This is a genomic window from Peptoniphilus sp. HMSC075B08 (assembly GCF_001815405.1).
Lineage (GTDB): Bacteria > Bacillota > Clostridia > Tissierellales > Peptoniphilaceae > Peptoniphilus_A > Peptoniphilus_A harei.
In genome coordinates this window covers 64374-89427 of record NZ_KV820452.1, presented here as the reverse complement: position 1 = coordinate 89427, position 25054 = coordinate 64374, and the positions used below count along the sequence as shown (strand labels likewise).

The 25054-nt window shown below is 34.0% G+C and carries 27 protein-coding genes; 7 read left to right on the top strand and 20 right to left on the bottom strand.

Annotation, left to right across the window (positions count from 1 at the left end; translation table 11 throughout):
• Positions 1-40: 40 nt before the first annotated feature.
• Positions 41-679, bottom strand: a complete 639-nt coding sequence (gene nth, locus HMPREF3023_RS06075) for an endonuclease III (RefSeq protein ID WP_070701745.1) — start codon at positions 677-679, stop codon at positions 41-43.
• Positions 680-696: 17 nt separating this feature from the next.
• Positions 697-978, bottom strand: coding sequence for a DUF503 domain-containing protein (locus tag HMPREF3023_RS06070; protein ID WP_070701743.1), 282 nt, complete (start codon positions 976-978; stop codon positions 697-699).
• Positions 979-1146: 168 nt separating this feature from the next.
• Here HMPREF3023_RS06070 and HMPREF3023_RS06065 point away from each other — a divergent pair, with 168 nt between their 5' ends.
• The 5 genes from HMPREF3023_RS06065 to HMPREF3023_RS06045 are packed head-to-tail and all read left to right on the top strand — an operon-like array spanning position 1147 to position 6159.
• Positions 1147-2661: an ABC transporter substrate-binding protein gene (locus tag HMPREF3023_RS06065; protein ID WP_070701741.1), complete on the top strand. Its 1515-nt coding sequence runs from the start codon at positions 1147-1149 to the stop codon at positions 2659-2661.
• The gene (locus HMPREF3023_RS06060) at positions 2658-3599 is read left to right on the top strand and encodes an ABC transporter permease (RefSeq protein WP_070701739.1); all 942 of its coding nucleotides are present in this window, start codon (positions 2658-2660) and stop codon (positions 3597-3599) included. Before HMPREF3023_RS06065 ends, HMPREF3023_RS06060 begins: the two co-directional genes overlap by 4 nt.
• Position 3600: 1 nt before the next feature.
• Positions 3601-4416 carry an ABC transporter permease gene (locus HMPREF3023_RS06055; RefSeq protein ID WP_070701737.1) on the top strand — a complete coding sequence of 272 codons (816 nt, stop codon included), beginning with the start codon at positions 3601-3603 and terminating at the stop codon, positions 4414-4416.
• On the top strand, positions 4413-5402 hold the full coding sequence (locus tag HMPREF3023_RS06050; protein ID WP_070701735.1) for an ABC transporter ATP-binding protein: 990 nt from the start codon (positions 4413-4415) through the stop codon (positions 5400-5402). Before HMPREF3023_RS06055 ends, HMPREF3023_RS06050 begins: the two co-directional genes overlap by 4 nt.
• On the top strand, positions 5380-6159 hold the full coding sequence (locus HMPREF3023_RS06045) for an ABC transporter ATP-binding protein (RefSeq protein ID WP_070701733.1): 780 nt from the start codon (positions 5380-5382) through the stop codon (positions 6157-6159). Before HMPREF3023_RS06050 ends, HMPREF3023_RS06045 begins: the two co-directional genes overlap by 23 nt.
• A gap of 80 nt (positions 6160-6239) precedes the next feature.
• Here HMPREF3023_RS06045 and HMPREF3023_RS06040 read toward each other — a convergent pair whose 3' ends face one another.
• From HMPREF3023_RS06040 to HMPREF3023_RS06005, 8 genes are all read right to left on the bottom strand, one after another.
• Entirely contained in the window at positions 6240-6752 is a 513-nt protein-coding gene (locus HMPREF3023_RS06040; RefSeq protein ID WP_246829191.1) for an acyl-CoA thioesterase, read from the bottom strand.
• Entirely contained in the window at positions 6724-7647 is a 924-nt protein-coding gene (locus HMPREF3023_RS06035) for a pseudouridine-5'-phosphate glycosidase (RefSeq protein WP_070701730.1), read from the bottom strand. The genes HMPREF3023_RS06040 and HMPREF3023_RS06035 overlap by 29 nt, the downstream gene beginning before the upstream one ends.
• The gene (locus tag HMPREF3023_RS06030) at positions 7640-8707 is read right to left on the bottom strand and encodes a carbohydrate kinase (protein ID WP_070701728.1); all 1068 of its coding nucleotides are present in this window, start codon (positions 8705-8707) and stop codon (positions 7640-7642) included. Before HMPREF3023_RS06030 ends, HMPREF3023_RS06035 begins: the two co-directional genes overlap by 8 nt.
• Before the next feature lie 61 nt (positions 8708-8768).
• Complete coding sequence (locus HMPREF3023_RS06025; RefSeq protein WP_070701726.1) at positions 8769-9371, bottom strand: thymidine kinase; 603 nt, start codon at positions 9369-9371, stop codon at positions 8769-8771.
• 4 nt (positions 9372-9375) lie between these two features.
• Positions 9376-9981, bottom strand: a complete 606-nt coding sequence (locus tag HMPREF3023_RS06020; protein WP_070701724.1) for a peptidylprolyl isomerase — start codon at positions 9979-9981, stop codon at positions 9376-9378.
• Positions 9982-9992: 11 nt separating this feature from the next.
• Positions 9993-11306 carry an MATE family efflux transporter gene (locus HMPREF3023_RS06015; protein ID WP_246829190.1) on the bottom strand — a complete coding sequence of 438 codons (1314 nt, stop codon included), beginning with the start codon at positions 11304-11306 and terminating at the stop codon, positions 9993-9995.
• Between the two features lie 54 nt (positions 11307-11360).
• Entirely contained in the window at positions 11361-12116 is a 756-nt protein-coding gene (map, locus tag HMPREF3023_RS06010) for a type I methionyl aminopeptidase (RefSeq protein WP_070701720.1), read from the bottom strand.
• Positions 12113-13009: a tetratricopeptide repeat protein gene (locus HMPREF3023_RS06005; RefSeq protein WP_070701718.1), complete on the bottom strand. Its 897-nt coding sequence runs from the start codon at positions 13007-13009 to the stop codon at positions 12113-12115. Before HMPREF3023_RS06005 ends, map begins: the two co-directional genes overlap by 4 nt.
• Positions 13010-13109: 100 nt before the next feature.
• On the opposite strand from HMPREF3023_RS06005, the gene HMPREF3023_RS06000 reads away from it, so the two are divergent.
• A complete protein-coding gene (locus HMPREF3023_RS06000; protein WP_070701716.1) occupies positions 13110-14063 on the top strand; it encodes a tRNA modification radical SAM protein MnmL/YtqA in 954 nt (317 codons plus the stop codon).
• An 83-nt stretch (positions 14064-14146) separates the two neighbouring features.
• Entirely contained in the window at positions 14147-15385 is a 1239-nt protein-coding gene (locus tag HMPREF3023_RS05995; RefSeq protein WP_070701714.1) for a carboxylate--amine ligase, read from the top strand.
• Between the two features lie 280 nt (positions 15386-15665).
• On the opposite strand, the gene HMPREF3023_RS05990 is transcribed toward HMPREF3023_RS05995, so the two are convergent.
• From HMPREF3023_RS05990 to def, 10 genes are all read right to left on the bottom strand, one after another.
• A complete protein-coding gene (locus HMPREF3023_RS05990; RefSeq protein ID WP_070701712.1) occupies positions 15666-16301 on the bottom strand; it encodes a thiamine diphosphokinase in 636 nt (211 codons plus the stop codon).
• Positions 16298-16942, bottom strand: a complete 645-nt coding sequence (rpe, locus tag HMPREF3023_RS05985) for a ribulose-phosphate 3-epimerase (protein ID WP_070701709.1) — start codon at positions 16940-16942, stop codon at positions 16298-16300. The genes HMPREF3023_RS05990 and rpe overlap by 4 nt, the downstream gene beginning before the upstream one ends.
• Positions 16942-17793: a ribosome small subunit-dependent GTPase A gene (gene rsgA, locus HMPREF3023_RS05980; protein WP_070701707.1), complete on the bottom strand. Its 852-nt coding sequence runs from the start codon at positions 17791-17793 to the stop codon at positions 16942-16944. The genes rpe and rsgA overlap by 1 nt, the downstream gene beginning before the upstream one ends.
• The gene (gene pknB, locus HMPREF3023_RS05975; protein ID WP_070701705.1) at positions 17793-19784 is read right to left on the bottom strand and encodes a Stk1 family PASTA domain-containing Ser/Thr kinase; all 1992 of its coding nucleotides are present in this window, start codon (positions 19782-19784) and stop codon (positions 17793-17795) included. Before pknB ends, rsgA begins: the two co-directional genes overlap by 1 nt.
• Positions 19785-19791: 7 nt before the next feature.
• Complete coding sequence (locus tag HMPREF3023_RS05970) at positions 19792-20508, bottom strand: Stp1/IreP family PP2C-type Ser/Thr phosphatase (protein WP_070701703.1); 717 nt, start codon at positions 20506-20508, stop codon at positions 19792-19794.
• Positions 20509-21528, bottom strand: coding sequence for a dual-specificity RNA methyltransferase RlmN (gene rlmN, locus HMPREF3023_RS05965; RefSeq protein ID WP_070701701.1), 1020 nt, complete (start codon positions 21526-21528; stop codon positions 20509-20511).
• A 116-nt stretch (positions 21529-21644) separates the two neighbouring features.
• Positions 21645-22937, bottom strand: coding sequence for a 16S rRNA (cytosine(967)-C(5))-methyltransferase RsmB (rsmB, locus tag HMPREF3023_RS05960; RefSeq protein ID WP_070701699.1), 1293 nt, complete (start codon positions 22935-22937; stop codon positions 21645-21647).
• Entirely contained in the window at positions 22937-23629 is a 693-nt protein-coding gene (locus tag HMPREF3023_RS05955) for a zinc metallopeptidase (RefSeq protein WP_070701696.1), read from the bottom strand. The genes rsmB and HMPREF3023_RS05955 overlap by 1 nt, the downstream gene beginning before the upstream one ends.
• The gene (fmt, locus tag HMPREF3023_RS05950; RefSeq protein ID WP_070701694.1) at positions 23629-24555 is read right to left on the bottom strand and encodes a methionyl-tRNA formyltransferase; all 927 of its coding nucleotides are present in this window, start codon (positions 24553-24555) and stop codon (positions 23629-23631) included. The genes HMPREF3023_RS05955 and fmt overlap by 1 nt, the downstream gene beginning before the upstream one ends.
• A complete protein-coding gene (gene def / locus HMPREF3023_RS05945) occupies positions 24555-25046 on the bottom strand; it encodes a peptide deformylase (protein ID WP_070701692.1) in 492 nt (163 codons plus the stop codon). Before def ends, fmt begins: the two co-directional genes overlap by 1 nt.
• Positions 25047-25054: the final 8 nt, after the last annotated feature.

Sequence of the window (25054 nt, the reverse complement as noted above, 5' to 3'; positions counted from 1 at the left end):
ATATTAAAAAATTTATTCCTTAAAGTATTCATTTAAGTTATTACCCCTCATAATACCTACAAAAGTCTTTGATAGTGCACTCTTGGCACTTTGGACTTCTTGCAGTGCAGCATCTTCTTCCATGAAATATAAATAAATGATGGGCCTTGGTCCACCTATCTTTATCAATTTTATTTTGCAGAGCCTTTTCTGTTTTCTCTACATTGTTTTCATTTACAAATCCTATCCTATTTGAAACCCTAAATACATGAGTGTCCACAGCTATAGCAGGCACTCCAAAGCAAGTTGAAGCAACGACATTGGCTGTCTTCTTTCCAACCCCTGGTAACTTCATTAGGTCCTTAATGGTTTCTGGAACTTCTCCATTAAATTCTTCCAATATTACATTTGAAGATGCTTTTATATTCTTAGCCTTGTTCCTATATAGGCCACATTCTTTTACAAGACCTTCTAAGATTTTTATATCCATATTGGCAAAGTCTTCTGGCTTATTATATTTTTTAAACATTTCTCCAGTAACCTTGTTGACTCTCACATCAGTACATTGAGCTGATAGGATAGTTGCAACTAAAAGCTCAAAGGGACTAGTGTGTTCAAGTTCGCACTTGGCATCTGGATAAGTTTCTTCTAAGACATCGAGGCACTTGTCTGCCTCTTCGTGACTTAAGATTCCTTTCATCTTTATTCCCCTTACTTTTATAATATTTCTCTCTTAATATTTATAATTTCAATTTCACTATAGGAGTCAAAAAAGTTTATAACTTTTTCAATAGTTTCCTCAACAAGTCTTTGATCATTAGAAATAGTTGAGAAGGCAATGATAGATTTTTGCCACTTATCATTTTCCCCTACTTCGGCAATTGAAATATTAAATCTGTTCTTTGACTTTTCAATAATACTTTTAACTACAGACCTCTTTGACTTTAAAGAGTTTGCATTAAAAATATAAATTTCGCAAGTGCATATTCCTATTATCATAATAGTTATTATAACATGAATAATATTTTCTTTTTATCCCCAAAATTTTTTATTATTGGTAATTTCAAAATCTCTAAAAGATTTTACTTCTATTACATGGAAATTAAATAAATTATATGTTATATTTTAATCGCGGAAAGCCGCAAATATAATATTTTAGGAGGAATCATGAAAAAGATTACTTTAGTCTTGACTCTTTTTCTAGGTGTACTACTTCTAGCATCTTGCTCTAATGGCAACAAGGCAGGAGATAGTGATAAGAAGGGTGAAGAAAACACACTAAGAGTAGCAATGTCTACAGACATTGATTCGCTTGATCCATTTAAAATGACAGCAGGTGACACTGAAACAATTATGGACCAAGTTTTTGACGGATTATTTGACGTAGACACAGAAGGAAATTTGATTCCTGATTTAGCAGAGAGTTATTCTGTCTCAGAAGACGGAAAAACCTATGACTTTAAGTTAAAGAAGGATGTATATTTCCACGACGGTAAGGAGTTTAGCGCAGAAGATGTTTTATACACTTATGACGCAATGGCAGGTTTGACATCAAAGGAACCCCAATCATCTAAGTTTGCAATTATTGAAAAGATTGACTTAGTAGATGACTATCACGTAAGGGTTCATTTAAAGGAAAGACAAAATGGTTTTATCTATTTAACTTTAAGACCAATTGTAGAAAAAGATTATAAATATAATGGAACAAAGCCAATTGGAACTGGTCCTTATATGTTTGAGTCCTACACTCCTGGCGAAGGTCTAAGACTTAAAAAGTTTGAAGACTACCACGACAAAGACCACATAGCTCACTTTGAAAATGTTGAGGTTATAAAAATAGCTGACAGACAAACTATGATTATGGCTCTAAAAAATAATGACTTAGATCTAGCAGACCGTATTAGTTCTGAAGAAGCTAGTCAGCTTGAAGATGCTTGTAACATTAATAGTTTTCCACAAAATCTAGTACAAGTTATGGGATTAAACAATGACCTCAAGGCCTTCCAAGATAAAAATGTAAGACTGGCACTTAACTATGCAATTGATAGGGATGAAATTATTAACACAGTAGCTGAAGGTAAGGCTACTAAACTATTTTCATCTTTCTCACCAGCCCTAAAAGAATACTTTGAAGATCTTGGAGAATATTATCCATACGATCCTGAAAAGGCAAAGGAACTTTTAAAAGAAGCTGGCTACGAAAATGGTCTTTCATTTAAACTAACTGTTCCAAGTGATTACGAGTACCACATGAATACAACTGAACTTATCCAAGCACAACTTCATAAGGTTGGAGTTGAAACTACTATCGACCCAATTGAATTTTCAACGTGGCTAACTAAGGTCTACAAGGATAGAGACTACGAAGCAACAGTTGTTGGATTTATAGGTTATCTTGATCCAATTCAAATTCTTGGCAGATATACTTCAGAAAATCCAAAGAACTATATAAACTTTAAGTCATCTGAATTTGACCAAGCTATTTCAAAAGCAGAAAAAGCTACTACTAAAGAAGAAGAAATTCAAAGTATCAAGGATGCACAAAAAGTTCTTGCAAAAGATGCTGCATCTGTATTTATAGCAGACCCAGCAAACAATCAAGCACTTAGAAAGGGCTTAACTGGTTTAAACCAATACCCTATTCAAAAATTAAATCTTGAGGATGTAAAATTAGAAAAATGAGTAAAATGATTATTAAAAAGCTTATATCCCTTTTTCTTACATTGTTTTTTGTAAGTCTAATAATTTTCTTTGTCTTCCAAGTCCTACCTGGAAATCCAGCAGAGATAATTTTAGGAACAGAAGCGGATGAAGCTCAAGTTCTAGCTCTTGAAAGAGAGCTGGGACTTGATAAACCTATATTAGTAAGATATGCAAATTGGATTAAGGACATACTAAAATTAAATATGGGCACTTCTTTAAAATATCAAGTTCCTGTTAAGGATCTTTTTTTTAAGAAATTACCAGTAACCCTATATTTGACGTTTTTTTCCTTGTTCCTTTCACTTATAATTGCCATACCCTTATCAATTCAAATTACAGCAAAATCAGACAAATGGTATGCGTCAATAATAACTGCAATTACCCAACTTGGAATTTCTATTCCATCTTTTTGGCTTGCCTTTTTATTGATTTATCTTTTTGCTGTTAAGCTAGGTTGGTTTAAGACCTTATCTTACAACGCAATGAGTGGAAATTTTTTCCAAAAGCTCTACAATTTTTTCCTTCCATCTCTTGCCATTGCAATACCAAATATTGCGACAATAATAAGATATATGCAATCTGCAATCTTAGATGAGATTAACAAGGACTATGTAAGGACTGCCAGGATGAAGGGACTTCTCTTAAAGGATATCTTATATAAGCACGTACTTAGAAATGCACTTGTACCTGTTATAACAATTATTGGCATTAGTATTACTTCAAGTATTGGAGGAAGCCTAGTTGTGGAAAATGTCTTTTCACTGCCAGGTATTGGATCACTTATTGTCCAATCTATTTCTTCTAGGGACTTTCCCCTTATCCAATCAGTTGTTTTTGCTGTTGCATTTATGGTTATAATCATAAACTTAATTATAGACATTCTTTACAGAATTGTGGACCCAAGAATAAGAGGTTAATATGTTAAGAGAAAATAAATTATCAATAAAAATTGGAAAGGCAATCTTAATTTTTTACCTATTAATTTTTATAATTTCAATCTTTTGGACTCCCTATGATCCCAATGAAGTTGTGACAAGCAATAAATTCCTTGCGCCTTCTCTTAGTCATCTATTTGGGACTGACAATATGGGCCGTGATATCTTATCAAGGATAATGGAAGGAACAAAAATTACTATAATGCTTTCTTTTGGAACTGTATTTTTTGCCCTAATCTTTGGCTCAATTATTGGAGGGGCTGCAGGATATTTTGGAGGCAATGTAGATGAAGTCCTAATGAGATTTATAGATTCTCTAATGGCCTTCCCAGGAATCTTATTTGCCATGATGCTTGTCTTTGTTTTTGGAGCAGGAGTTATGAATACTATAATTGCCATAGGAACTATGTCTATTCCCTATTTTGCAAGAGTTGTCCGTAGTGGATTCTTGCAAGTAAAGGAAGCTGTCTTTGTTAAGTCAGCCATAGTTAAGGGTGGAAGTCCTCTTTATATTGCAAAAAATCATATTTTTCCAAATATAAAAAATCAACTTATGGTGGCAATTATTTTATCAATATCTGCTGCTATTTTATCTGAAGCTGGACTTTCCTATTTAGGTCTTGGAGTTCGCCCTCCTCACCCTTCTTGGGGAAGAATGCTAAAGGAATCACAAGCTTATTTCAACCAAGCACCTTGGTACTTCGTGTTCTCAGGTGTAAATCTTTCCCTATTAGTTCTTGGATTTACCCTATATGGAGAAAACTTTAGGAATAAGAGATTAGAGGAGAAAAAAGGATGAATAAATTATTAGAAGTTAAGGACCTGACCGTTGCCTTTGAATTAAATGGCGAATTAAAAAACGCAGTAAATCATATTTCTTTTGACCTCTATGAAAAGGACTTTGTTGGTCTTGTTGGAGAAAGTGGTTGTGGAAAAACAGTGGCAACTCAAACTGTTTTGGGGATTCAAAGCCTTGATGCCCATATAGTATCTGGATCATGTAAACTCAAAGGCAGAGAAGTATTAAATATGTCTGAAGAAGAATGGTCTAAGTACAGGTCCAGGTCTATCTCAACAATATTTCAAGAGCCTGGTTCTGCCTTAAACCCCCTACAAAAAGTTGGAAAACAAATAGAAGAAATCTTAAAAATTCACTATGACTTTCCTAAGGAAAAAAATAAAAAAATTGTTTTAGAAACTATGGCCAAGTGTGGCTTAAGAGATACAGAAGCTGTTTATAACAAATATCCTCACGAACTTTCTGGTGGAATGCAACAAAGGATTGTAATTGCTATGAGTTTAATTGCCAACCCCTATGTACTAATTGCCGATGAACCAACTACTGCTCTTGATGCCAATATTGGCAAGCAGATAATAGAACTTTTTAAGGACATAGGAAAGCTTTATAATGGAGCAATTCTCTTTATATCTCATGATTTAAATTTAATTGAGAGAATTTCAAAAAGAGTCTTGGTTATGTATGCTGGTCGCATCGTTGAGTCTGCCCCTACTGAGGAACTTACAAAGAACCCTATGCACCCTTATACAAAAGCCCTTGTTAAGGCCGTGCCTTCATACAAGAAAAGAGGCCAGAAGCTTTATAACATAAGAGGTAAGGTTCCTGCTCTTAAAAATAGGAGCAATGAAGGCTGTCCTTTCTGGGACAGGTGTGACCACGCCATGAATATTTGTAAGGAAAAATTCCCAGAAACTATAGACTTTAATGGACACAAGGTTTCTTGTCATTTGTTTGGAGATGAAAATGGAAGAAATATTAAAAATTGAAAATGTTGGAAAAGTTTATAAATCTTCTTCACTACTCTTTAAGAAAAAAGAAAATAGAGCCCTTAAGAATATAAATCTCACAATTAATAAGGGAGAAATATTTGGTCTTGTTGGAGAAAGTGGATCTGGTAAAACAACCCTTGCCAATATTATTTTAAGACTTGTGAAAGAAAGTGAAGGCAAGGTTTACTTTAAGGGAAAGGATGTCTCTGAGTTTTCAAAGGAAGAACTCTTTAATTATCGAAAAAAACTTCAGGTTGTTTTTCAAAATCCCTACTCAGCCTTAAATCCAAAAAAGACTATTGGATTTTCTTTAAAAGAAATTTTAAATATTCACAACTTGTATAGTGAGGAAGAAAAAAATGAAAAAGTTTCAAAAATTTTAAGTGATATAGAATTGGAAGAAGATATTCTCGCCCAATATCCTAGAAGTTTATCTGGTGGTCAAAAGCAAAGAATTGCCATAGGCCAAGCATTAATTATTGATCCAGAGTTTTTGATTATAGATGAAGGTGTCTCTGCACTAGATGTCAGTATTCAAGCACAGATTTTAAATTTAATAAAGTCTTTGCAAGAAGAGTACAACTTCACCTGCCTATTTATTTCTCACGATTTAAATGTAATTTCCTACCTATGTGATAGGATTGGGGTTTTATACAACGGAGAATTAGTTGACCTATTTAAGACAGAAGATCTAAAATCACCAGATAGAAATGAATATACAAAAGAACTTTTTTCATCAATAAGTTTAGATTAAAGATTTATAAAAAATTAAATTATATAAAAACAAAAGCTGTAAGTATGATGTGCACACATCAATATACTTACAGCTTTATTTTATTTCAGGATTTCTTTTAAATCTTTATTATTTTGTTGTCTAATTTTATTTATTTGACGTCTTGCTTCGTAGCCCTCAATAATTTTTTTCTCTTCAAGACTTTCTCCAATAATTGCAGGAATCTTACCTGGCTCAGTTCCCTTGCACTTAAAAGTTAAGAAGCAAAAGGCTGCAAGTTCAGTTTCACCTGTCATGGGAGCTTCCTTGGTAAACTTCGTAAAAACTTCTACAGAAGTGTTTCCGATACCAGATATAAAAGTTGTAGCAGTTAAGAAGTCACCTTGGTTTATTGGCTTGAGAAAGCTTAAGCTGTCACATGAAATTGTAGCAACCCTTCCCCTAGTGTGTCTTATGGCACAAGTTCCAGAGCTGTGGTCTGCAATCTCAAAGAGTCTCGGTCCGTAAAGCGTGCCTCCAGTATTTAGGTCTGTTGGCATTACACCATAAGTGAAGACTACCTTTGATTCAGAAACTTTTTTTGAATTAGTAGAGGTATTTTGCAACTTCAGCACCTAATCTTGCATTGTTCTTAACAAGGGCAATGTTAGCTTCAAGCGACTTTCCTTCAGTTACTTCAAGAACCTTAGTTAATAGGAATGGAGTTGTTTCTTTTCCGTGGATTCCCTTTTCTTCAGCTTCAACAAGAGCTGCCTCAATTGCCTTATTGATTTTGTCTTCATCCATTGAATCTTCTTCTGGGATTGGATTTGTAAGAAGAATTCCTCCAGTTAGGCCAAGCTCCCATTGAGCCTTAGCTGCTTCGGCTGCTTCTTGAGGAGTCTTGATATTGTAGTCAACCTTAAATTCAGATTTTCTAGTAAAGAAGGCTGGCATGTGGTCTGTTTGGTAACCAAATACTGGTACCCCCTTTGTTTCAAGGTATTCAAGAGTAAGTCCAATATCAAGGATTGATTTACAGCCTGCACAAACAATCATAATGTCATTTGATGCAAGTTCTTCAAGGTCTCTTGAAATGTCAAAAGTTGTTTCAGCGTGTCTGTGAACTCCACCAAGTCCGCCAGTAACAAAGATTTTGATACCAGCAAGTCTTGATGCAATAATTGTTGATGCAACTGTTGTAGCACCATTAAGTCCGCGAGAGACGATGTAGGCAAAGTCTCTTCTTGATGCCTTTATTATGTCCTTAGAAGTTGCCATAAATTCTAATTCTTCTTCGCTTAGACCAATTTTAATTTTTCCGCCGATTATTGCAGTTGTTGCAGGAACAGCCCCATTTTCTCTAATAATTTCTTCACAAGCCTTTGCTGTTTCAATATTTTGTGGGTAAGGCATTCCATGAGAAATAATTGTAGATTCAAGAGCTACTACAGGCTTACCTTCTTCCATTGCTTTTTTAACTTCGTCACTGTACTCAACATATTTTTTTAGCATTTCGTTGTTAATCATAAATTTCTCCTTTTAAATTATTTTCATTCATATCCTTTGAACAGGATTCAGCACTCATAAGGGTTATTCTCGCTGCAGCTTCTGCAGATGCCATTCTTTCTTCAATTTCTAAACCATTGTAGAGTCCATAGGCATAACCTGCCATAAAGGCATCCCCTGCTCCACTTGCACTTTCTATCATAACTTCTCTTGGCTTTCTCATCATCTTAAAATCTTTTTCAAAATAATATGATCCATGACCACCAGCTGTTATGACTAGACTCTCTAAGCCTTTTTTTATTAAGTCTTCTCCAAGCCTATCAATATTATCAGTTTCTAAACCAGCTAGGGCCTGAGCTTCATAAATATTTACCTTTAAGAAGTGAATCTTATCTAATAGATTCTTTATCTTCATGACCTTTTTAGTTGAAACACCGTCAATTAAAAATTTCCCCTTTAGATTTTTTAGGACATAATCGAGAGTCTCTTCTTCAAGATTCGTATCCATTATTGTGAACTCTGCATTCTCAATAATTTTTCTATTCTTCTCTACATAATCTTTGTCAATGTTCTTTATAAGATCCATGTCAGAGATTGCCACGTACATGTCTCTTGTTTCGTCAAGAATTGCAAGATAGTGAGGAGTGATACCATCAGCTATTAATACTCTTGAACTGTCAACATTTATCCTGTTAAGCTCTGTCAAAATATTTTTACCAGCATCGTCTCTTCCCACTACTGATAGAAGACTTGTATTAACTCCAAGTCTCGCTAGGTTTTCGCAAATATTTCTTCCAACGCCACCGCTAGAATATTCAATTTTTCCTGGATTTGAGTCTCTTTCTTTCAAGTTATCAAAGGTTGAGCCTGTTATATCCATATTGCATCCACCAAGTATTGCAACATAGGTATCTTCTCTTAAGATGTAGCCCCTCCCCAATATATAGCCTGAAGCCATCAAGTTATTTATGTGAGTGGAAACCCCCGACCTTGTGATATTTAATTCATCAGCAATCTCTTGCTGAGACATACCAGGATTTTTCTTCAAAAGATTTATAATTTCTTTTTCTCTTGGAGTCAAAAAAAATCACCTCTAATCATTTACTTATATTTTAATCAAATGATTAGAGGTTGTCAATATCTTATAAAAATTTTTCTTGATTTTCTTTTATCTTATCTTCTTCTATGGCTTCTCTGTAGCATCTTCTGCAAAGTGGTTCATATTCTTCCACTGCCCCAAGTTCTACTCTCTTGTCACTCTTTATTTTTCTGTGAGAGACCCAGGCATCTGTTCCACATTTCCTGCAAACTGCATGGTGTTTGTTTAGGTAATCAACCTTAGGCATAAGTTCCTTTACTATTTCAAAGGGATGGGCCATGTAGTCCATATCAAGGCCTGCAAGGACAATAGTGATTCCCATAGCAAGAATTTTTTCCAAATTTTCTAGAACAATTTCAGGTGAGTCGCATAAAAATTGTACTTCATCTATTCCAATAACTTGTGGAGAGTTCTTTTCTGCATAGGCTACAATTTCATTTATCGATTCTACTTCAACAGCCTCTAGAGAAATCTTGTCATGTGTGACAATTTCATTCTTAGCATATCTCTTGTCTATTAGAGGTTTAAAGGCAACTACCTTGTAATTTGCAATAGAGAACCTCTTTAGGTCCTTTTCAAGAGAGCTAGTTTTTCCAGAGAACATTGAACCAGTGTGTAAAATCATTCTTCCTCTATACTGATGCATTATATTATCCTTTGTACTCTTCTACAATTGCTTCTTCAATTACAATGTCGTTTACTGGCTTATCCATAAAGCCAACTCTTGTCTTTGCAATGTCATCAACTACATCCATTCCTTCGAAGACTTGGCCAAATACAGAGTGCTTGCCATCAAGCCAAAAAGCTCCACCCTTTTCTTCATAGGCCTTCACAATTTCTTCTGGATAACCATTTTCTGCTCCTGCATCCTTCATTTGTGAAAGTATGTCATCAGAAAGTTTGTCTCCTTGGACTATAAAAAATTGAGATCCATTTGTATTTGGACCAGCATTAGCCATTGAGAGAGCTCCCCTAAAGTTTCTAAAGTTTAGGTCAAACTCATCCTTAAAAGGTTTATTCCACTTACTTTCTCCTCCACGACCTGTTCCAGATGGGTCTCCCCCTTGGATCATAAAGTTTTCAATAACTCTGTGGAAGATTATTCCATCATAGTATTTATCTTCTATAAGTGAAATGAAGTTTTCAACAGCAAGTGGTGCTGCTTCTTCAAATAATCTAATTTTTATATCGCCTTTATTAGTTTTTAATACTGCAATTTTTTCTCCTCTTGCAGGTTTTTCAAATTGTTTTAACATTTTATCTCCTTTCATACGTAGGTCTTCATATTAATTCTAAAACCTTGTGTCTTTTTTCGCAAATAATAATATATAATAGTCAAAAATATTCCCTTTAGCACAGATGATAAGCTCATAGCAATCCAAATTCCATTTACCTGAAATATCGGCATAAATAGAAGAGCCATAGGTATCCTAGAAACATTTAATACCATGGCATTTATGGCAGGGTATCTTGTAAGTCCTAGTCCATTTAGCATCCCCGTTGTCCCAATTTCTAAGGCCATAAAATATTGTGAGAAGGCTAAAATTTTTAAGTAATCAATGCCAGCCACAATTGCATCAGGGTCTTTAGGAATAAAGAGCCTAAATAAGTTTTCTGCAAAGAAAAATAAGAGAACTGTTGCAAAAATCCCAATAATATTTACAATTTTCATCGCCTCACGTCTTCCATCATGAAGTCTTTCATAATTTTTGGCCCCAAAGTTTTGACCAAAGAAGGCAGAAAAGGCAACAGAAAAACCATCAGCAGTCATCCATGATATAGATTCAATTTGTGAACCAATGGAATATACCGCAATGTAAAGAGCTCCAAAGCTTGCTATATACCTATTTAATATCATACTCACTGAAGCATGAATTAGGGACTGGAGGGCTGCTGGAAGTCCCAAATTTAAAATTGATTTATAGTAAGATCCTTCTGGAATCTTAAGGTAATTTGTCCTCACAAATATTTCCCTTGTCTCTATTCCAACATAAAGATATAAAAGACTTGATATCATTTGAGCAAGGACCGTTGCAAGGGCTGCTCCCTTAATTCCCATTTGAGGAAAAATCCCTATTCCAAAAATTAAAAATGGATCTAGGATAAGATTTATAACTAAAGAAATAATTGAAATCTTAAAGGTAGTAATTGAATTTCCCTTGGCAAAAAATGCCGAAGATAAAATTGGATTTAAAAAAGTAAATATAAGTCCACCACTGACAATTAATAAATAATCAACTGCCATAGTATGAACTGATTCTTCTAGCCTATAAAATCCAATAATTTCATTTCTCATGCTTATGTATAGGATACTTAAGCCTATACATAAGATTAAGTTTAATCCAAAGCCTGCAAGCCAAACTTTCTTAGATGACTCATCATCATTTCTACCATAGGACTGAGACAAGCCAACAGAAACTCCAGTCTTGGCAACAAGAGTTATGGCCTGGGCAATCCAAACTAAAAAGGAACAGGCTCCCACAGCAGCTACTGCTTCTGTAGAGAGTCGTCCCAACCACATTAAGTCTACAAGAGAATAGGCCATTTGAACAAAGGCCGTTCCCATTAACGGCAAAGCCATTTTTAATAGGGCAGAAAAAATATTTCCCCTTAGTAAATTGACTTCCCTCATTTATTAACAGTCACCTTGGTCTGTAATTATTATTGGTCCGTCCTTAGTGATTGCAATTTGGTGTTCATATTGTGCAGATAAAGATCCATCTTTAGTCCTTGCTGTCCAGCCATTGTCATCAATAGTAAGTTCCTTTTTGCCCATATTTATCATTGGTTCGATAGTAAATACCATTCCCTCTTGAAGTCTTAAGCCACGACCAGCTGTTCCGTAGTGAAGAACTTGTGGGTCTTCGTGCATTTCTTGACCAATACCATGGCCAACAAATTCTCTTACTACAGAGTAACCATTTTCTTCAGCGTGTTTTTGGACTGCAGCTCCAATATCTCCAAGTCTATTTCCAATTACGGCCTTTTCAATTCCCTTGTACATGGATTCGCGAGTTACCTCTAAAAGTTTTTTTGCTTCGGGAGAAACTGTACCTACTTCATAGGACCAAGCTGAATCAGCTAGCCATCCATCAACATTTACTACCATGTCAACAGTTATTATGTCTCCATCTTTTAAAACATATTCCGTTGGAAAGCCGTGGCAAATCTCATCATTAACAGATGCACAAATTGAATAAGGGTAGCCTTCGTAACCCTTTTGCTCAGGATAAGCTCCTCTTTCCTTTAAATAATTTTCTACAAACCTATCGATTTCAATTGTTTTAACACCTGGCTTAATAAAATCTCTAAGCTTGTGGTGAACATCTGATAAGACCTTGCCTGCTACTTGCATTTTTTTGATTTCATCTTCAGTTTTTATAATTATCATTTTAACTCCTTTACTATCTCACTTAAGTCATCGTCTTTTAATGCCCAATCATAGGCATCTTCATTTATTTCTATTGCCTTAATAATTTCTTCTTTTGCCCAGTCATCTCTTCCAAGCAAGTGGAAGGAGCAGGCTTTATTGTAGTGGAGATTTACAGATTTTGGAAAATCTATAAGTCCCCTATTTAAAATTTTTATAGCAGCATCATAATCTTTTTCTTCGATATAAATTGCAGACATATTTAAAAATAAAAAAGGATCTTCAAATTTTCCTATGGCATCATAATAGTATTTAAATGCCAACTTATTGTCTCCCTTCTTCTTACACAGGACTCCCATATTATATAGGGCCCTTCCATAGTCGGGTTTTATATCCAAAGATTTTTTTACATATCTTTCTGCTTCTTCATTTTCATTTAGAACTTCATAGATAGAGCCCAAGTCGTTATAAGCAACAAAGTCATGCTCATCTAATTCAATAACCTTCTCAAATTCCTCTATGGCAAGTTTACTTTCACCAAGCTTGTCATAGGCATGAGCCAGATAATAATGGGCCCTGTCATAATCAGGATCCAAATCAATTGCCCTTTTATAATTTTTTATGGAGTAGCCTATGTCTATACCTTCAAAGTCATTACTAATGGCAAGACCATAATAAGCTCCAGGCATTTCCTTTAAGTCTAAAATTTTTTGAAAGTAAATTTTAGCTTCTTTGTAATTTTCTTTTTTAAGGTAGATATCAGCTAACTCAAAGTATACAGAAATTCTTTCATCAAGATCCTTATCAGATGTGAAGTTAATCGATTTCAACAAAAGGTCTTCCGCCTTATCGTAATCCTCATCTATTAAAAATTCTTCTGCTAAAATTAAATAGTTTTTAAATTTTAAGTCCATTAAAAAACCTCAATTCCTATTCTATTATATAGTATTTTTTTCAATTTCACAGGCATAGAAATAATTTTTAATTAAATATATAATGAGTTTGGTGATTTGTATGAGAAGATTTTTATCTTTTAATGATTTTTTTAAAGAATATTATGGCGGCAAGACCGTAAAGCTATCTCTTGATGGTGGTTTTTCTTGTCCCAATAGGGATGGGACTCTATCTGAAATTGGTTGCATATTTTGTTCTGATGATGGCAGTGGAGAATTTGCTGGATCAAAATATTTAAGCCTTGATGAGCAAATTGAATCGCAAAAAGAATTTCTAAAAAACAAATGGAAGGCAGAAAACTACATTGCCTACTTTCAGAATTTTACCAATACTTATGGTTCTCTTGAGTCTTTAAGGGAAATATATGATAAAATCGCCGACCGAGATGACATAAAGGGTATTTCTATTGCAACTAGATGCGACTGTCTTGATGATGAAAAAATAGAATATTTAAAGGAAATCTCCAAGAAGAAGACCTTGTGGTTGGAACTTGGTATGCAAACAGTAAGTGAAGACACAATTAAAGTCATTAATCGTGGCTACTCCCATAAGATTTTTGATGAAACTATAAAAAAGTTACAAGATGCCAATATTTTATTTTTAATTCACGCTATCTTTGGTCTTCCCTTTGAAGATGAAAAAGATTTTGAAAATACAATAACTTATATAAGAGATCTGGCACCCTTTGGTGTAAAGTTTCACAACTTATATATATTAAAAGACTCGCCTATATATGAATTATATAAAAGTAAAAATTTCAAAATTTTATCAAGAGATGAGTATGTAGACTTGGTCTTAAAAGCCCTCGATACTATTGATGAGAAAACTGTCGTCCATAGAATTACTGGCGACCCACCAAAGGCAAAGCTCTTTGAACCTACCTGGTGTGCTGATAAATTATCTGTGATTTCTGAAATAGATAAGAAATTAAAAGAAGATAATAAAAAAGTAGTTTCTCAAGATGATATTAAAAAAATTGTAGGCTATTGGAAGAATATAGATAGGGCTTTTTAATAGTCTTCTTAAAATTTCTTCCCCACTAGTGTATAATGTATAAGGATAAAAATACTTAGTGTTTTATAGATAAAAGGAGAAAAATGAAAAATATTTCTAGAGATATAATAAAAAAATATAATGTTAAGTTTGTAATTCTTGGTTCTGATGAAAATGCCTATGGGATTGCCCGTATTTTAAATGACAACTACGGACTAATCTCCACAGTTTTTTGTCAAAAAGCTCTTCCTGCAACTGATAATTCAAAAATCTTAGACAGGCGAATTATAGAAAACTTTTCTGACAACGAAGTCTTTGTCAGTGAGATGATAAAATTTGCTGAAGCTAATAAGGATGCAAGTTTAATTACAATTCCTTGCGGAGATGAGTACTCTAAATTACTTTCCAACAACAAGGAAAGGATTAAAAAATATTACAAGTTCAACACTCCTTCTACTGACTTAAATGATAGGCTAGAAAATAAAATCGATTTTTATAATTCTTGTGAAGAGCTTGGCATTCCTTACCCTAAGTTTGCAATAATAAATTCTTCTAAGGAGATTAAAGACCTTGACCTTCAGTTCCCACTTATACTTAAACCAAATGATTCAATTTCTTATGTGAAATTATCTTTCCCAAATAAGTACAAGGTCTACACAATTTATGACTATGAAGAACTTGAAAAAGTTGTAAAAACTATTTACGACGACAACCACTATGAAGGCACAATGCTTGTACAAGAATATATTCCTGGACCTGCCTCAAACCAAGCTTCCTTTAATGTCTACTGTGACAAGAATGGAAAGGTTAGGATGATGGTTTATGGACAAATTCTTCTTGCTGACCCACTCCCACTTAGGATTGGAAATAACGATGCAATTTACACAAGGTATATGCCAGATCTTTATGAATTTTATAAAGAAAAATTGGAATCAATCCACTACACAGGCTATTCAAACATAGACTTAAAGTATGACCCTCGTGACAATACCTTTAAGGCCTTTGAAATGAATCTAAGACTTCCACAAAGTCACTACTTCATGGCTGCCGGTGGTGTCAATGTCCTTGACTTTTATATTCGTGACCTTTTAGACCTTGGCTTTGAAGAAGAAGTTTATTACCACAAAGAAACTTCAAAAATTTGGATGAATGCCCACCCTAAGCTTTTAAAAGAATATACAAATGAAAAGTACCACAAAACTATTGATAAGCTTCTAAAAAATGGCTATGAGTTTACAATTAACAACAAAAAGGACTTTAGCTTCAGTAGAAAAATTACTTACCTAAAGAGGAAGTACGGATCAATTAAGCACTACAAGATGTATTACAAGTTAGAAAAATAATAAAAATATAACCAGCTCAAGGGCTGGTTTTTTATTGTCCTAAATATTAAGTTGTCTTTCTTATTTTCAAAAATATTTTTCTATTTGCTTAAAGTATTTTTATTATATGTTTAACAATTTTTATTTAGACTTTAATCTTTCATTTCTTACAAGATCTTATAAATTATGATTTCTTTACTGGGCTGTATTTAATATTCTCCTTGTTCTCTTAGGAAAATCCACAATTTTTATTCTTAATAAATTTTTCCAAATAAAAATCCCAAGCTAGGCTTGGGGTCTTTTAATCTCTTGATTGAATTATAAAGGCTGAACCAGAATTTATTTTTATAGTGGCTTTCTCTCCCACCATCTCATTGCTAACTCCCCTGCTAGGATTTTCTGAATTGATTTCAAGTTCTTCCACTTCGTAATAAAGCCCCTTGGTTGTAAAATTCATGCTTGTGCCTGCATTGATTAGAGAAAAATACTTCTTATTTATTTTTTCAAAGTCATAAGAACCTTCTTCTACATAAATAACTTCGTTGTAATCATCTTCTATTTTTGCCATTATTCCCTTTTTATATAATTTTTTTAGGTTCATAAGATTGGCAAGCTCATGGTCAAGTCTTGTCCCAAGAGCCCCTAAGATTACAATATCTTTATATTCTTCATCAACTAAGTATGAAAGTGCAAGTTCTGTATCTGTAAAATCTTTTTTTGCTGGAAATTTTTTAACTTCAATCTCGTGTTCTTTGATATAAGTTAAAGCTTCCTCTCCAATTGAGTCAAGGTCACCTAATAGGATATCTGCTCCAAGTCCATACTTCATTAGAAGCCTTGCTCCTCCGTCTGCTATGATTATAAATCTGTCAAGATACTTTTCTATTAGTTCTTTGGAGACTTGTCTTCCTCCAGAGATTAAAAGAGCTTTTTTCATAACAATTCCTTAAAGGCTTTAATATTTTCCCTAGTCTTATCTTTTTGAAAGATTGCTGACCCTGCAACAAGGATGTCTGCTCCTGCTTCTAAAACTTCTTTTGCATTATCAAGTTTTACTCCGCCATCAACTTCAATTAATGTCTTAAGATCTCTCTCTTCAATCATCTTCTTAACTTGACTAATTTTTCTAAGGGCAGATGGTATAAATTTTTGTCCCCCAAAGCCTGGGTTAACACTCATTATTAAAACAAGGTCTAGCTTATCAAGAGTATAGTCTAAAATCTCAAGTCCATCGGAAGGGTTAAGTGCAAGTCCTGCCTTCATACCATAAGACTTAATTAGTGAAAGAGTCCTGTCAAGGTGCTTTGTTGTCTTAGGATGGATAGTAATAATGTCGGATCCAGCATTTTTAAAATCTTCAATAAAGTTTTCTGGATTTTCAATCATGAGGTGGGTGTCAAAGGGAATATCTGTTAAGGGCCTCAAGGATTTTACAATACCTGGTCCGTAAGAAATGTTTGGTACATAATTTCCATCCATTATATCAAGGTGAAGAAAATCAACTTTTTCTTCATTAAGTATTTTTATTTCTTTTTCTAAATTTGTAAAATCTGCTGAGAGTAGTGATGGTGAAATCATTAGTAATCTCCTTTGCTTTTTAATTCCTCATAAATATATAAGTAGTTATCGTATCTTTCTTTTTCTATTTTGCCTGCTTCAACTGCCTCTTTAACTCCACACTTTGGTTCTTTTATGTGGTTGCAATTGTTAAACTTGCAAGTTGAGTATTTTTGAAATTCTCTAAAATAGTTTTTTAATTCATCCTTATCAATATTCAAGCTTAGAGAAGAAAAACCTGGGGTGTCAAAGATATAAATATCGTCCTTAAATAATATTTCTGTGTGCCTTGTTGTGTGCTTTCCTCTTCTAGTCTTGTCAGAAACTTTTCCAACTTCTACATCCCTATCTAAAATTTTAGATGTAATCGTAGACTTACCTGCACCACTGACTCCACAAAGGGCAACTGTCTTTCCTCTTATATAATTTCTTAAGTCCTCAATGGAATCATCCTTAAAAGAAATCATAAAAGTTTTAAATCCAGAATTTTTATAAAGTCTTGATAATTCTTCGCTGGCTTTTCTATCTAAGTCACACTTGTTTATAAGAATTGTGACATCAATATCTTGGTGCTCAGCCTGGATAATTGTCTTATCAATAGTAACCAGATTGTATTTTGGGTCCATAACAGGAACAACAACTAGAGCCATGTCAACATTAGATACCTTTGGTCTTGTGAGCATATTTTTTCTGGGATATACTTTTTCAATATATCCCAGAGTCTTTTCTTCAAACTTAAATTCTACATTGTCACCAACTATGGGGTCTACCTTAGTGTGTCTAAAGTTACCTCTTGCCCTAGTCTCATAAACTTGTCCTTCAGCAAGAATATAGTAGAAACCACCAGTTAGTTTTATTATTTTTCCTATCATTATTTTATCTTCTCAGTCTTTACAAGGTTGCCATCGACATAAATATTGTATTCACCAGGTCCAATGAGTTCAACACTTGCAACATCTCCTGCTTCAATGTTGTAATTCCAAACAGTTTGTGATCCTGTTTTATTTCCATTGGCATCTCTTACCCTATCGGCAGAAACCTGGTGGCTTTCACCATCATCAGGAACCTTAACTTTTATATGATTTGTCTTGTTAAACTTATCTTCGTTGTTATTGTTATCTTCATTGTCTTTTTCATTTTCTCTGTCATCTTCTTCTAACTTAGGTCCCTTGGATATATAAAGTGTAACTGTTGAACCCTTTTCAACACTTGTCTTTGGTTTTGGATCCATGTCATAAACTTGACCTTCAGAAACCTTATTACTATTTCCATTTTCTATAACAACAGTAAGTCCAAAGCTCTTTAACTGATTTACAACAATATCTTGGTCCATACCCTTATAGTCACTTAAGACTACTGGAGTCTTGTCAATGCCCTTTGAGACAATAAGCTTAACTGCAGTTCCTCTTTTTACAGAGTAGCCTCCATCAGGATTGGAATAAATTACCTTTCCCTCTTCAACATCGTCATTAAATTCTTCTTCTACAGATCCAAGTTGTAGTGCATTTTCCTCAAGAACTTTTTTAGCTTCTTCTGCTGTTAGTCCCTTAAGTGGAGGAACTGGAACAGAGTCTGGTAATTCATTTATCTCAAGGGTAACTGTAGTTCCCTTATCAACTGAAGTTCCCTCTTCAGGATTTTGCCCTAAAACTACTCCGTCTGGCTCTTTTTCATTTTCAACTGTATTGACATCTAATACTAGTCCCTGAGCCTCTATAAGCTCTTTGGCTTCTTCACGTGTCTTTCCAATATAATTTTCAACGGCAATCTTTTCTACTACGTCGCCTGACTTCATTCCCTTCATTGCCTTTGGAACGACATAAATTAAAAGGGCAATAATAACTATTGCAGAGAATATACCAAGTATGGCCGGAGCCGCTGATTTTTTCTTCTTTACAACTTTTTTGGATTTCTTTGGTCTTTGTGGGTCCATGTTATTGGAATGATTTCTATTAGGTCTCCTATTGATAGGAGGAGTGACAACTGTCCTACTATCATCTTCAGCATAAGTTCTATTTACAGAGAAGGTTCTAGCACCCATAGTATAGTCTTTAATGTCTTTAATAAGTTCAAAAACATCCTTGTACCTCATGTCTGGATCCTTTTCTGTCATCTTAAGGACTAAGGCATCTACAGATGGGTCTAGACTCTTAATAAATTCAGAAGGCCTTGGCATTTGTGATTGAACCTGCATAAGGGCAACTGAAACTGGGTTGTCTGCATCAAAAGGAAGTCTTCCTGTTAACATTTCGAAAAGAACTATTCCCAGTGAATATATATCAGACCTGTTGTCTACCTTTGCTCCCCTAGCTTGTTCAGGTGAGAAATAGTGGACAGACCCCATAACAGCATTTGTAGCTGTAACAGTCGTGTTGTCTGCTACTCTTGCAATCCCAAAATCCGTTACCTTTATCCTGTCATCTCTTGTCACCATAATATTTTGTGACTTAATATCCCTGTGAACAATGTGTTTTGAATGAGCAACTTTTAGGGCTTCAGCAATTTGTATGCAGTAGTTTAATGCTCTTTTTTCAGATAACCTACCCTCATCATTAATTAAGTCCTTTAGAGTTTTTCCATCAATATATTCCATTACAATGTAGTGAACTTCCTTGTCTTGGATTTTCTCAGTACCAACATCATAAATGCTCACTATATTTGGATGAGATATACTTGCCGCTGCGAGAGATTCTCTCTTGAACTTTCTTATAAAATTATTGTCTTCATTGTATTCTAATTTTAGAACCTTAATGGCAACTATCCTATCAAGTTTTTTGTCATGGGCCTTAAAGACATTGCCCATTCCGCCAGTGCCAATTTTTTCTAATATTTCGTATCTATTTCCTAATATTTTATTAATCATTGCCCACCTACTCATTAAATACTAAAATAAATGTAATGTTATCCATGCCACCATTTTTTAGGGCTAGGTCAAGAAGCATATCTCTCGCTTCTTCAGGACTATTTTCCTTTACAATTTTAAAGATTTCTTCATCAGAAACCATATTTGTAAGCCCATCTGAACAAAATAAAAATACATCTTTATCCTTAATATCAAGGGTGTTAACTATAACTTCTATATCAGATGTGGTTCCCATTGCCTTAGTCAAGACATTTTTCTTAGGATGATTTTTTGCTTCTTCTTCGGTGATTTCTCCAATTTCAATCAAATAATTTACAAAGGAATCATCTTGAGTTATTTGTTCCATTCCTTCGTTTATCCTATAGATTCTGGAGTCACCAATATTTGAATATATTAGAACATCTTCTAGGATAATACCACTAGAAAGAGTAGTTCCCATCCCCCTGTAATCTTCATTTTCTTGGGAGCTTTCAAATATCTTTTTATTGGCATCCCTAATTGAAGATGAGAGGATTTCTATTGCATCATCAATGCTTTTTACCTCTCTATCTCCTGCGAAGTCTTGACCAATTATTTCAGTTGCCATCTTAGATGCTCTTTCACCTGCAAGATGACCTCCCATTCCATCAGCCAATACATACAAATTTTTAAATTCATTTACATAATAGGAATCTTCGTTATTCTTTCTGTAGTTACCCACATTAGTTGCTGATACTACTTTCATTTATTTCACCTCGATCTTACGCCTTAGTTGTCCACATGAGGCGCTTATGTCACTGCCTAGTTCTCGTCTTATGGTTACGTTAAAACCCCTTCTCTCAAGCTTATTCTTGAAGTCATTAATTTCAGATTTAGAAGGTCTTTTCTCATCAAACTCTTCTATAGGATTTAAGGGTATTAGATTTATGTGACACTTTAAATTTTTTGCAAAATTATAAAGTTCATCAATGTTTTTTGTTCCATCATTTTGATTTTTTATCATTGTGTATTCAAAGGTTATCCTGTTATTAGTCTTTTTGACATAATATTCTAGGGATTTTTTAAGTTCAGCCAGGTTAAACCTCCTATTTATTGGCATAAGAGCTGACCTATCCCTATCATTTGTTTGGTGAAGACTAACAGCAAGATTAATTGGGAGATCCAAATCAGCAAGATCGTAAATCTTATCAGCCACTCCACAAGTTGAAATTGTAATATTTCTATAAGATGTATTATGGCCCTTCTCGTCGTGGAGAAGTTTTATGAACCTTATGACTTCAGAGAAATTATCTAGAGGTTCGCCACTTCCCATTAATATAAAATTAGAAATTTTTATATTGTATTTATTTTCAATTTCATAAACTTGTCCCAGCATTTCACCGGCACTTAGGTTTCTAACTAGACCAGACTTTGTTGATGCACAAAAATCACAACCCATCCTGCAGCCAACTTGAGTTGACACGCATTGGGAGTAACCGTGCTTGTATTCCATTAGGACACCTTCAATTAGGTTTCCATCTTTTAATTTAAAAAGCAATTTCCTTGTTTCATCTAAGTCAGAGTCAAAGCTTTTAAATATTTCAATTTTATTTATTTCTTCATCTTTAATAAGAGCGATGGCCTTGGACGAAAGATTTGAGTTTTCCACGTCATATCTCTTCTTGTCGTGGAAGAAAGTAAAAAGTTGTGAGCCTCTAAAGGCCTTTTCCTTTCTATCCTCAAAAAACTTTCGCAGCTCATCTTCATACATAGAATTTAATTCCATTAAAACCACCTATTCATCTAAACATTATACCATTAGACTTCTTTAAATTAAAATAAGATTTGAAAAATTAGCCGATAAAAAAAGACTGTGAAGAAATTTCACAGTCGTAATAGATATTAATTTTTTTCTAAGAGACAAATTGAAAAACCATCTGATCCATCTACTGATGGAAATAGTTTTAAGACTTCCTTGTCTCTTAATTTTTTTATTTTAAAATTTTTATTTTCACTCAAGAAGTTTTCGATTACATCTTCATTCTCAATTTTTGAGAGAGAGCAAGTTGAATAGAGTAAAAGTCCTTGGTTCTTCACATATTCTTTAGCATTGTTTAGAATTTCTAATTGAATCTTGCCAAGATCTTTTAAGTCATCTATTCCCTTGTTCCATTTGATGTCTGGCTTCTTCCTATAAAGGCCTGTTCCAGAACAAGGTGCATCAACTAAGACATAGTCAAACTTATTTACGAAGTCATCATTTAAGACCCTTGCGTCGTTAATCATAGGAGATATATTTTTGCAGCCAAGTCTCTGGGCATTTTCCTTAATTAAATTTATCTTGCCCTTAGACTTATCACAGGCAACAATTTCACCTGTATTGTCCATAAGCTCTGATAAATGAGTTGTCTTGCCACCAGGTGCTGCACATAAGTCAAGAACTTTTGAATCTTTTCTTGGATTTAAAAAGCTAGACACTAGGATGGACCCTAGGTCTTGAACATAGAAGTGACCTTTTTCAAAATATTCAGTGTCTATGATACCATTAGGATTTAAAACATTTAAGGCATTGTCATAAGTTGTCTCCTCTATTTCAAAACCTATTTGTGATAAGTTTTTTATTAAATCATCCCTATTAGTCTTAAAGATATTAACCCTAATTGTGAAGGGTGCTTTCTCATTATTTGCCTTTAGAAGTTTCTTTGTAAATTCTTCTCCATAATTTTCGTAAAAGTATTCAGTATAAAATCTTGGATGAGAATAATAAGTAGATAAATTGTCTATGGAATTTTTTAAGGTAACTTGAGCGGGTTTCTTCTTTGCGATGCTCCTAAGTATCCCATTGGTAAAAGAAATTGATCCCTTGTTTCCATAAATTTTTGCAAGATTAACTGATTCATCAACTATGGAATAATCTGGCACCTTGTCAAGAAAATACATTTGGTAAATTGCCATCTCCAAGATAATAAGTATAATCTTGTGAATCCTATTGAACCTAACTCTGGAATTTTGTCTTACGACATAATCGAGATAAGTTTTGTTTCTCACAACTCCTGTTGTTATTTCTTTTATAAAGGCAAAGTCCCTTTCATCTATATTAGATACTTTTAAAATCTCTAAACTTTCCTCTAAAAATGTCCCCTTATAGAGGACATCGTTAATTATTTGTAGTGCTTTTTCTCTTGTGTTTTTCATTAATCTCTTCTTCCAAATATACTTAGTAATCTCAAAAATTGTCCTATTGCAACTATAGTTGATGCAACATAAGTTAATGCTGCTGCACTTAGGACTTCTCTTGTTCCCTTTAAATCTTCATCTGAAATAATTCCCATGGCAAGTTCATTTTTTGCCCTATTAGATGCGTTAAACTCAACAGGCAGTGTAACAATTTGGAATAAAACTGCAAAGAAGAAAAGAGCTATACCTAACTTAGTAAAAAATACTGAGAAGAAAAACCCAAGTATTATTAAAAAGAAAGACAATTGTGTCCCAAGATTTGCAAGTGGCACTAGGGCTGCTCTTATCTTTAGAGGAGCATAGTCAACTGAATCTTGAATAGCATGACCAACTTCATGAGCCGCAATAGAAACTGATGCAATAGAATTTTTATAATAAACATCTCTTGATAGGTTTAAGGTCTTGTCTCTAGGATCATAATGGTCCGAAAGCTTTCCATCTACCATATTGATGCTGACATTCGATAGGCCATTCCTATCTAAGATTTTTCTTGCAACTTCTGCACCACTAAGATTTGTGGATGATGGAATTTTTTTATATTTTTCATAGGCTGAGCTAATTTTTGCCTGTGCATACATAGCAAGAAGTAGGCCTGGAAGTATATAAATCAAATAAGAGTAATCATAAGTGTAAAAATATGGTCCAAACATTATTTTCCTCCAATCACATAATTTTCTTCAAATTTATTCCCTCGTAAAAAATCATCTATTCCCATAGCTCTTTTGCCTGGTGCTTGAATTTCTTTTACAGAAATTGCTCCATCACTTGTTTTAATAATAAGGTCTTTGTCAGATTTTATAATTGTACCTGGTTTTTTATTAGAATTGTCATCAAATTCTTCTGCCTTATAAATCTTATAGAACTTGTCATCATACTTGAACCTAACTCCATAATGTGGACTAAGTCCCCTTATCTTATTAACTATATTTTTTGAAGTATCATTAAAATCTAGATTTAAATCATTTTTTAAAATCTTACTTGCATAAGTTTTTTTATCTTCATCTTGATCAACAAAATCCACTGAACCTTTCTCAGCTTCAAGGATAAAGTCTTCTAATAGGTCAGCACCCATTTGTGCAAGTTTATCTTCAAGTTCTCCTGCATTCATGTCACCAATTTCAATTTCTCTTACAGATGAAACTGGGCCTGAATCAAGACCTCTTTCCACCTTCATAAGACTGACACCAGTCTTATCATGTCCTTCCATGATTGCCCTATTTATTGGAGCAGCACCTCTTAAATAAGGTAGGAGGGAAGCGTGAACATTAACGATATATTTTTCTGGTAAATCTATTATCTCTTGAGTCAAGATTTGTCCATAGGCCACTACTACAATTATGTCTGCTTGGACTTCTCTTAATTTATCAATTGCTTCTGTAGAATTTATATCTCCTGGTTGAAAAACTTCAAGTCCTAGGTCTTCAGCCTTAACTTTTACAGGAGTTTTTGTAAATTTTTTCCCCCTGCCCTTCCTCTTATCTTCTTGAGATACTACAAGAGCCACATCTCCCAACTCATTTAGTCTTTCTAATATTGGAACAGAGAATTCAGGAGTTCCCATAAAGATAAATTTCATTATTCTTCACTCTCCGCTTCATACATTTGTATTGCTTTGTCTGTATAAAGTATTCCATCAAGATGATCAGTTTCGTGTTGGATAATTCTAGCTAAAAAGTCTTCAGCTTCCATAAGATTTTCCTTACCATCTAGGTCATTGTACTTAACTTTTATGTGCTTAGCTCTTTTAACTGTGCCTTGCTTTCCAGGTACAGAAAGACAGCCTTCCATTGAGACTTCTTCCCCATCTTTTTCTATTATTTCAGGGTTTATCATGTAAAATCTCATTGGCTCTTCGCCTTCGCCATTATCTTCTTCCCTATTATCAACAACAATAACCCTTTTTAAAATTCCTATTTGAGGAGCAGCAAGTCCAACTCCAGGAGCAAGGTCCATTGTTTCAAACATATCGTCTATTAACACTTTTAGTCTGTCATTATAATTAGTAACTGTCTTAGATTTTTTTCTAAGAATTGGATCTTCGTCTGTTCTAATTTTTCTTATTGCCATTAAATCAC

Coding starts and splice junctions, on each gene's coding strand:
- nth (WP_070701745.1), bottom strand. CDS start 679: ATGAAAGGAATCTTAAGTCACGAAGAGGCAGACAAGTGCCTCGATGTC.
- HMPREF3023_RS06070 (WP_070701743.1), bottom strand. CDS start 978: ATGATAATAGGAATATGCACTTGCGAAATTTATATTTTTAATGCAAAC.
- HMPREF3023_RS06065 (WP_070701741.1), top strand. CDS start 1,147: ATGAAAAAGATTACTTTAGTCTTGACTCTTTTTCTAGGTGTACTACTT.
- HMPREF3023_RS06060 (WP_070701739.1), top strand. CDS start 2,658: ATGAGTAAAATGATTATTAAAAAGCTTATATCCCTTTTTCTTACATTG.
- HMPREF3023_RS06055 (WP_070701737.1), top strand. CDS start 3,601: ATGTTAAGAGAAAATAAATTATCAATAAAAATTGGAAAGGCAATCTTA.
- HMPREF3023_RS06050 (WP_070701735.1), top strand. CDS start 4,413: ATGAATAAATTATTAGAAGTTAAGGACCTGACCGTTGCCTTTGAATTA.
- HMPREF3023_RS06045 (WP_070701733.1), top strand. CDS start 5,380: ATGGAAGAAATATTAAAAATTGAAAATGTTGGAAAAGTTTATAAATCT.
- HMPREF3023_RS06035 (WP_070701730.1), bottom strand. CDS start 7,647: ATGATTAACAACGAAATGCTAAAAAAATATGTTGAGTACAGTGACGAA.
- HMPREF3023_RS06025 (WP_070701726.1), bottom strand. CDS start 9,371: ATGCATCAGTATAGAGGAAGAATGATTTTACACACTGGTTCAATGTTC.
- HMPREF3023_RS06020 (WP_070701724.1), bottom strand. CDS start 9,981: ATGTTAAAACAATTTGAAAAACCTGCAAGAGGAGAAAAAATTGCAGTA.
- HMPREF3023_RS06015 (WP_246829190.1), bottom strand. CDS start 11,306: ATGGCTTTGCCGTTAATGGGAACGGCCTTTGTTCAAATGGCCTATTCT.
- map (WP_070701720.1), bottom strand. CDS start 12,116: ATGATAATTATAAAAACTGAAGATGAAATCAAAAAAATGCAAGTAGCA.
- HMPREF3023_RS06005 (WP_070701718.1), bottom strand. CDS start 13,009: ATGGACTTAAAATTTAAAAACTATTTAATTTTAGCAGAAGAATTTTTA.
- HMPREF3023_RS06000 (WP_070701716.1), top strand. CDS start 13,110: ATGAGAAGATTTTTATCTTTTAATGATTTTTTTAAAGAATATTATGGC.
- HMPREF3023_RS05995 (WP_070701714.1), top strand. CDS start 14,147: ATGAAAAATATTTCTAGAGATATAATAAAAAAATATAATGTTAAGTTT.
- HMPREF3023_RS05990 (WP_070701712.1), bottom strand. CDS start 16,301: ATGAAAAAAGCTCTTTTAATCTCTGGAGGAAGACAAGTCTCCAAAGAA.
- rpe (WP_070701709.1), bottom strand. CDS start 16,942: ATGATTTCACCATCACTACTCTCAGCAGATTTTACAAATTTAGAAAAA.
- rsgA (WP_070701707.1), bottom strand. CDS start 17,793: ATGATAGGAAAAATAATAAAACTAACTGGTGGTTTCTACTATATTCTT.
- pknB (WP_070701705.1), bottom strand. CDS start 19,784: ATGATTAATAAAATATTAGGAAATAGATACGAAATATTAGAAAAAATT.
- HMPREF3023_RS05970 (WP_070701703.1), bottom strand. CDS start 20,508: ATGAAAGTAGTATCAGCAACTAATGTGGGTAACTACAGAAAGAATAAC.
- rlmN (WP_070701701.1), bottom strand. CDS start 21,528: ATGGAATTAAATTCTATGTATGAAGATGAGCTGCGAAAGTTTTTTGAG.
- rsmB (WP_070701699.1), bottom strand. CDS start 22,937: ATGAAAAACACAAGAGAAAAAGCACTACAAATAATTAACGATGTCCTC.
- HMPREF3023_RS05955 (WP_070701696.1), bottom strand. CDS start 23,629: ATGTTTGGACCATATTTTTACACTTATGATTACTCTTATTTGATTTAT.
- fmt (WP_070701694.1), bottom strand. CDS start 24,555: ATGAAATTTATCTTTATGGGAACTCCTGAATTCTCTGTTCCAATATTA.
- def (WP_070701692.1), bottom strand. CDS start 25,046: ATGGCAATAAGAAAAATTAGAACAGACGAAGATCCAATTCTTAGAAAA.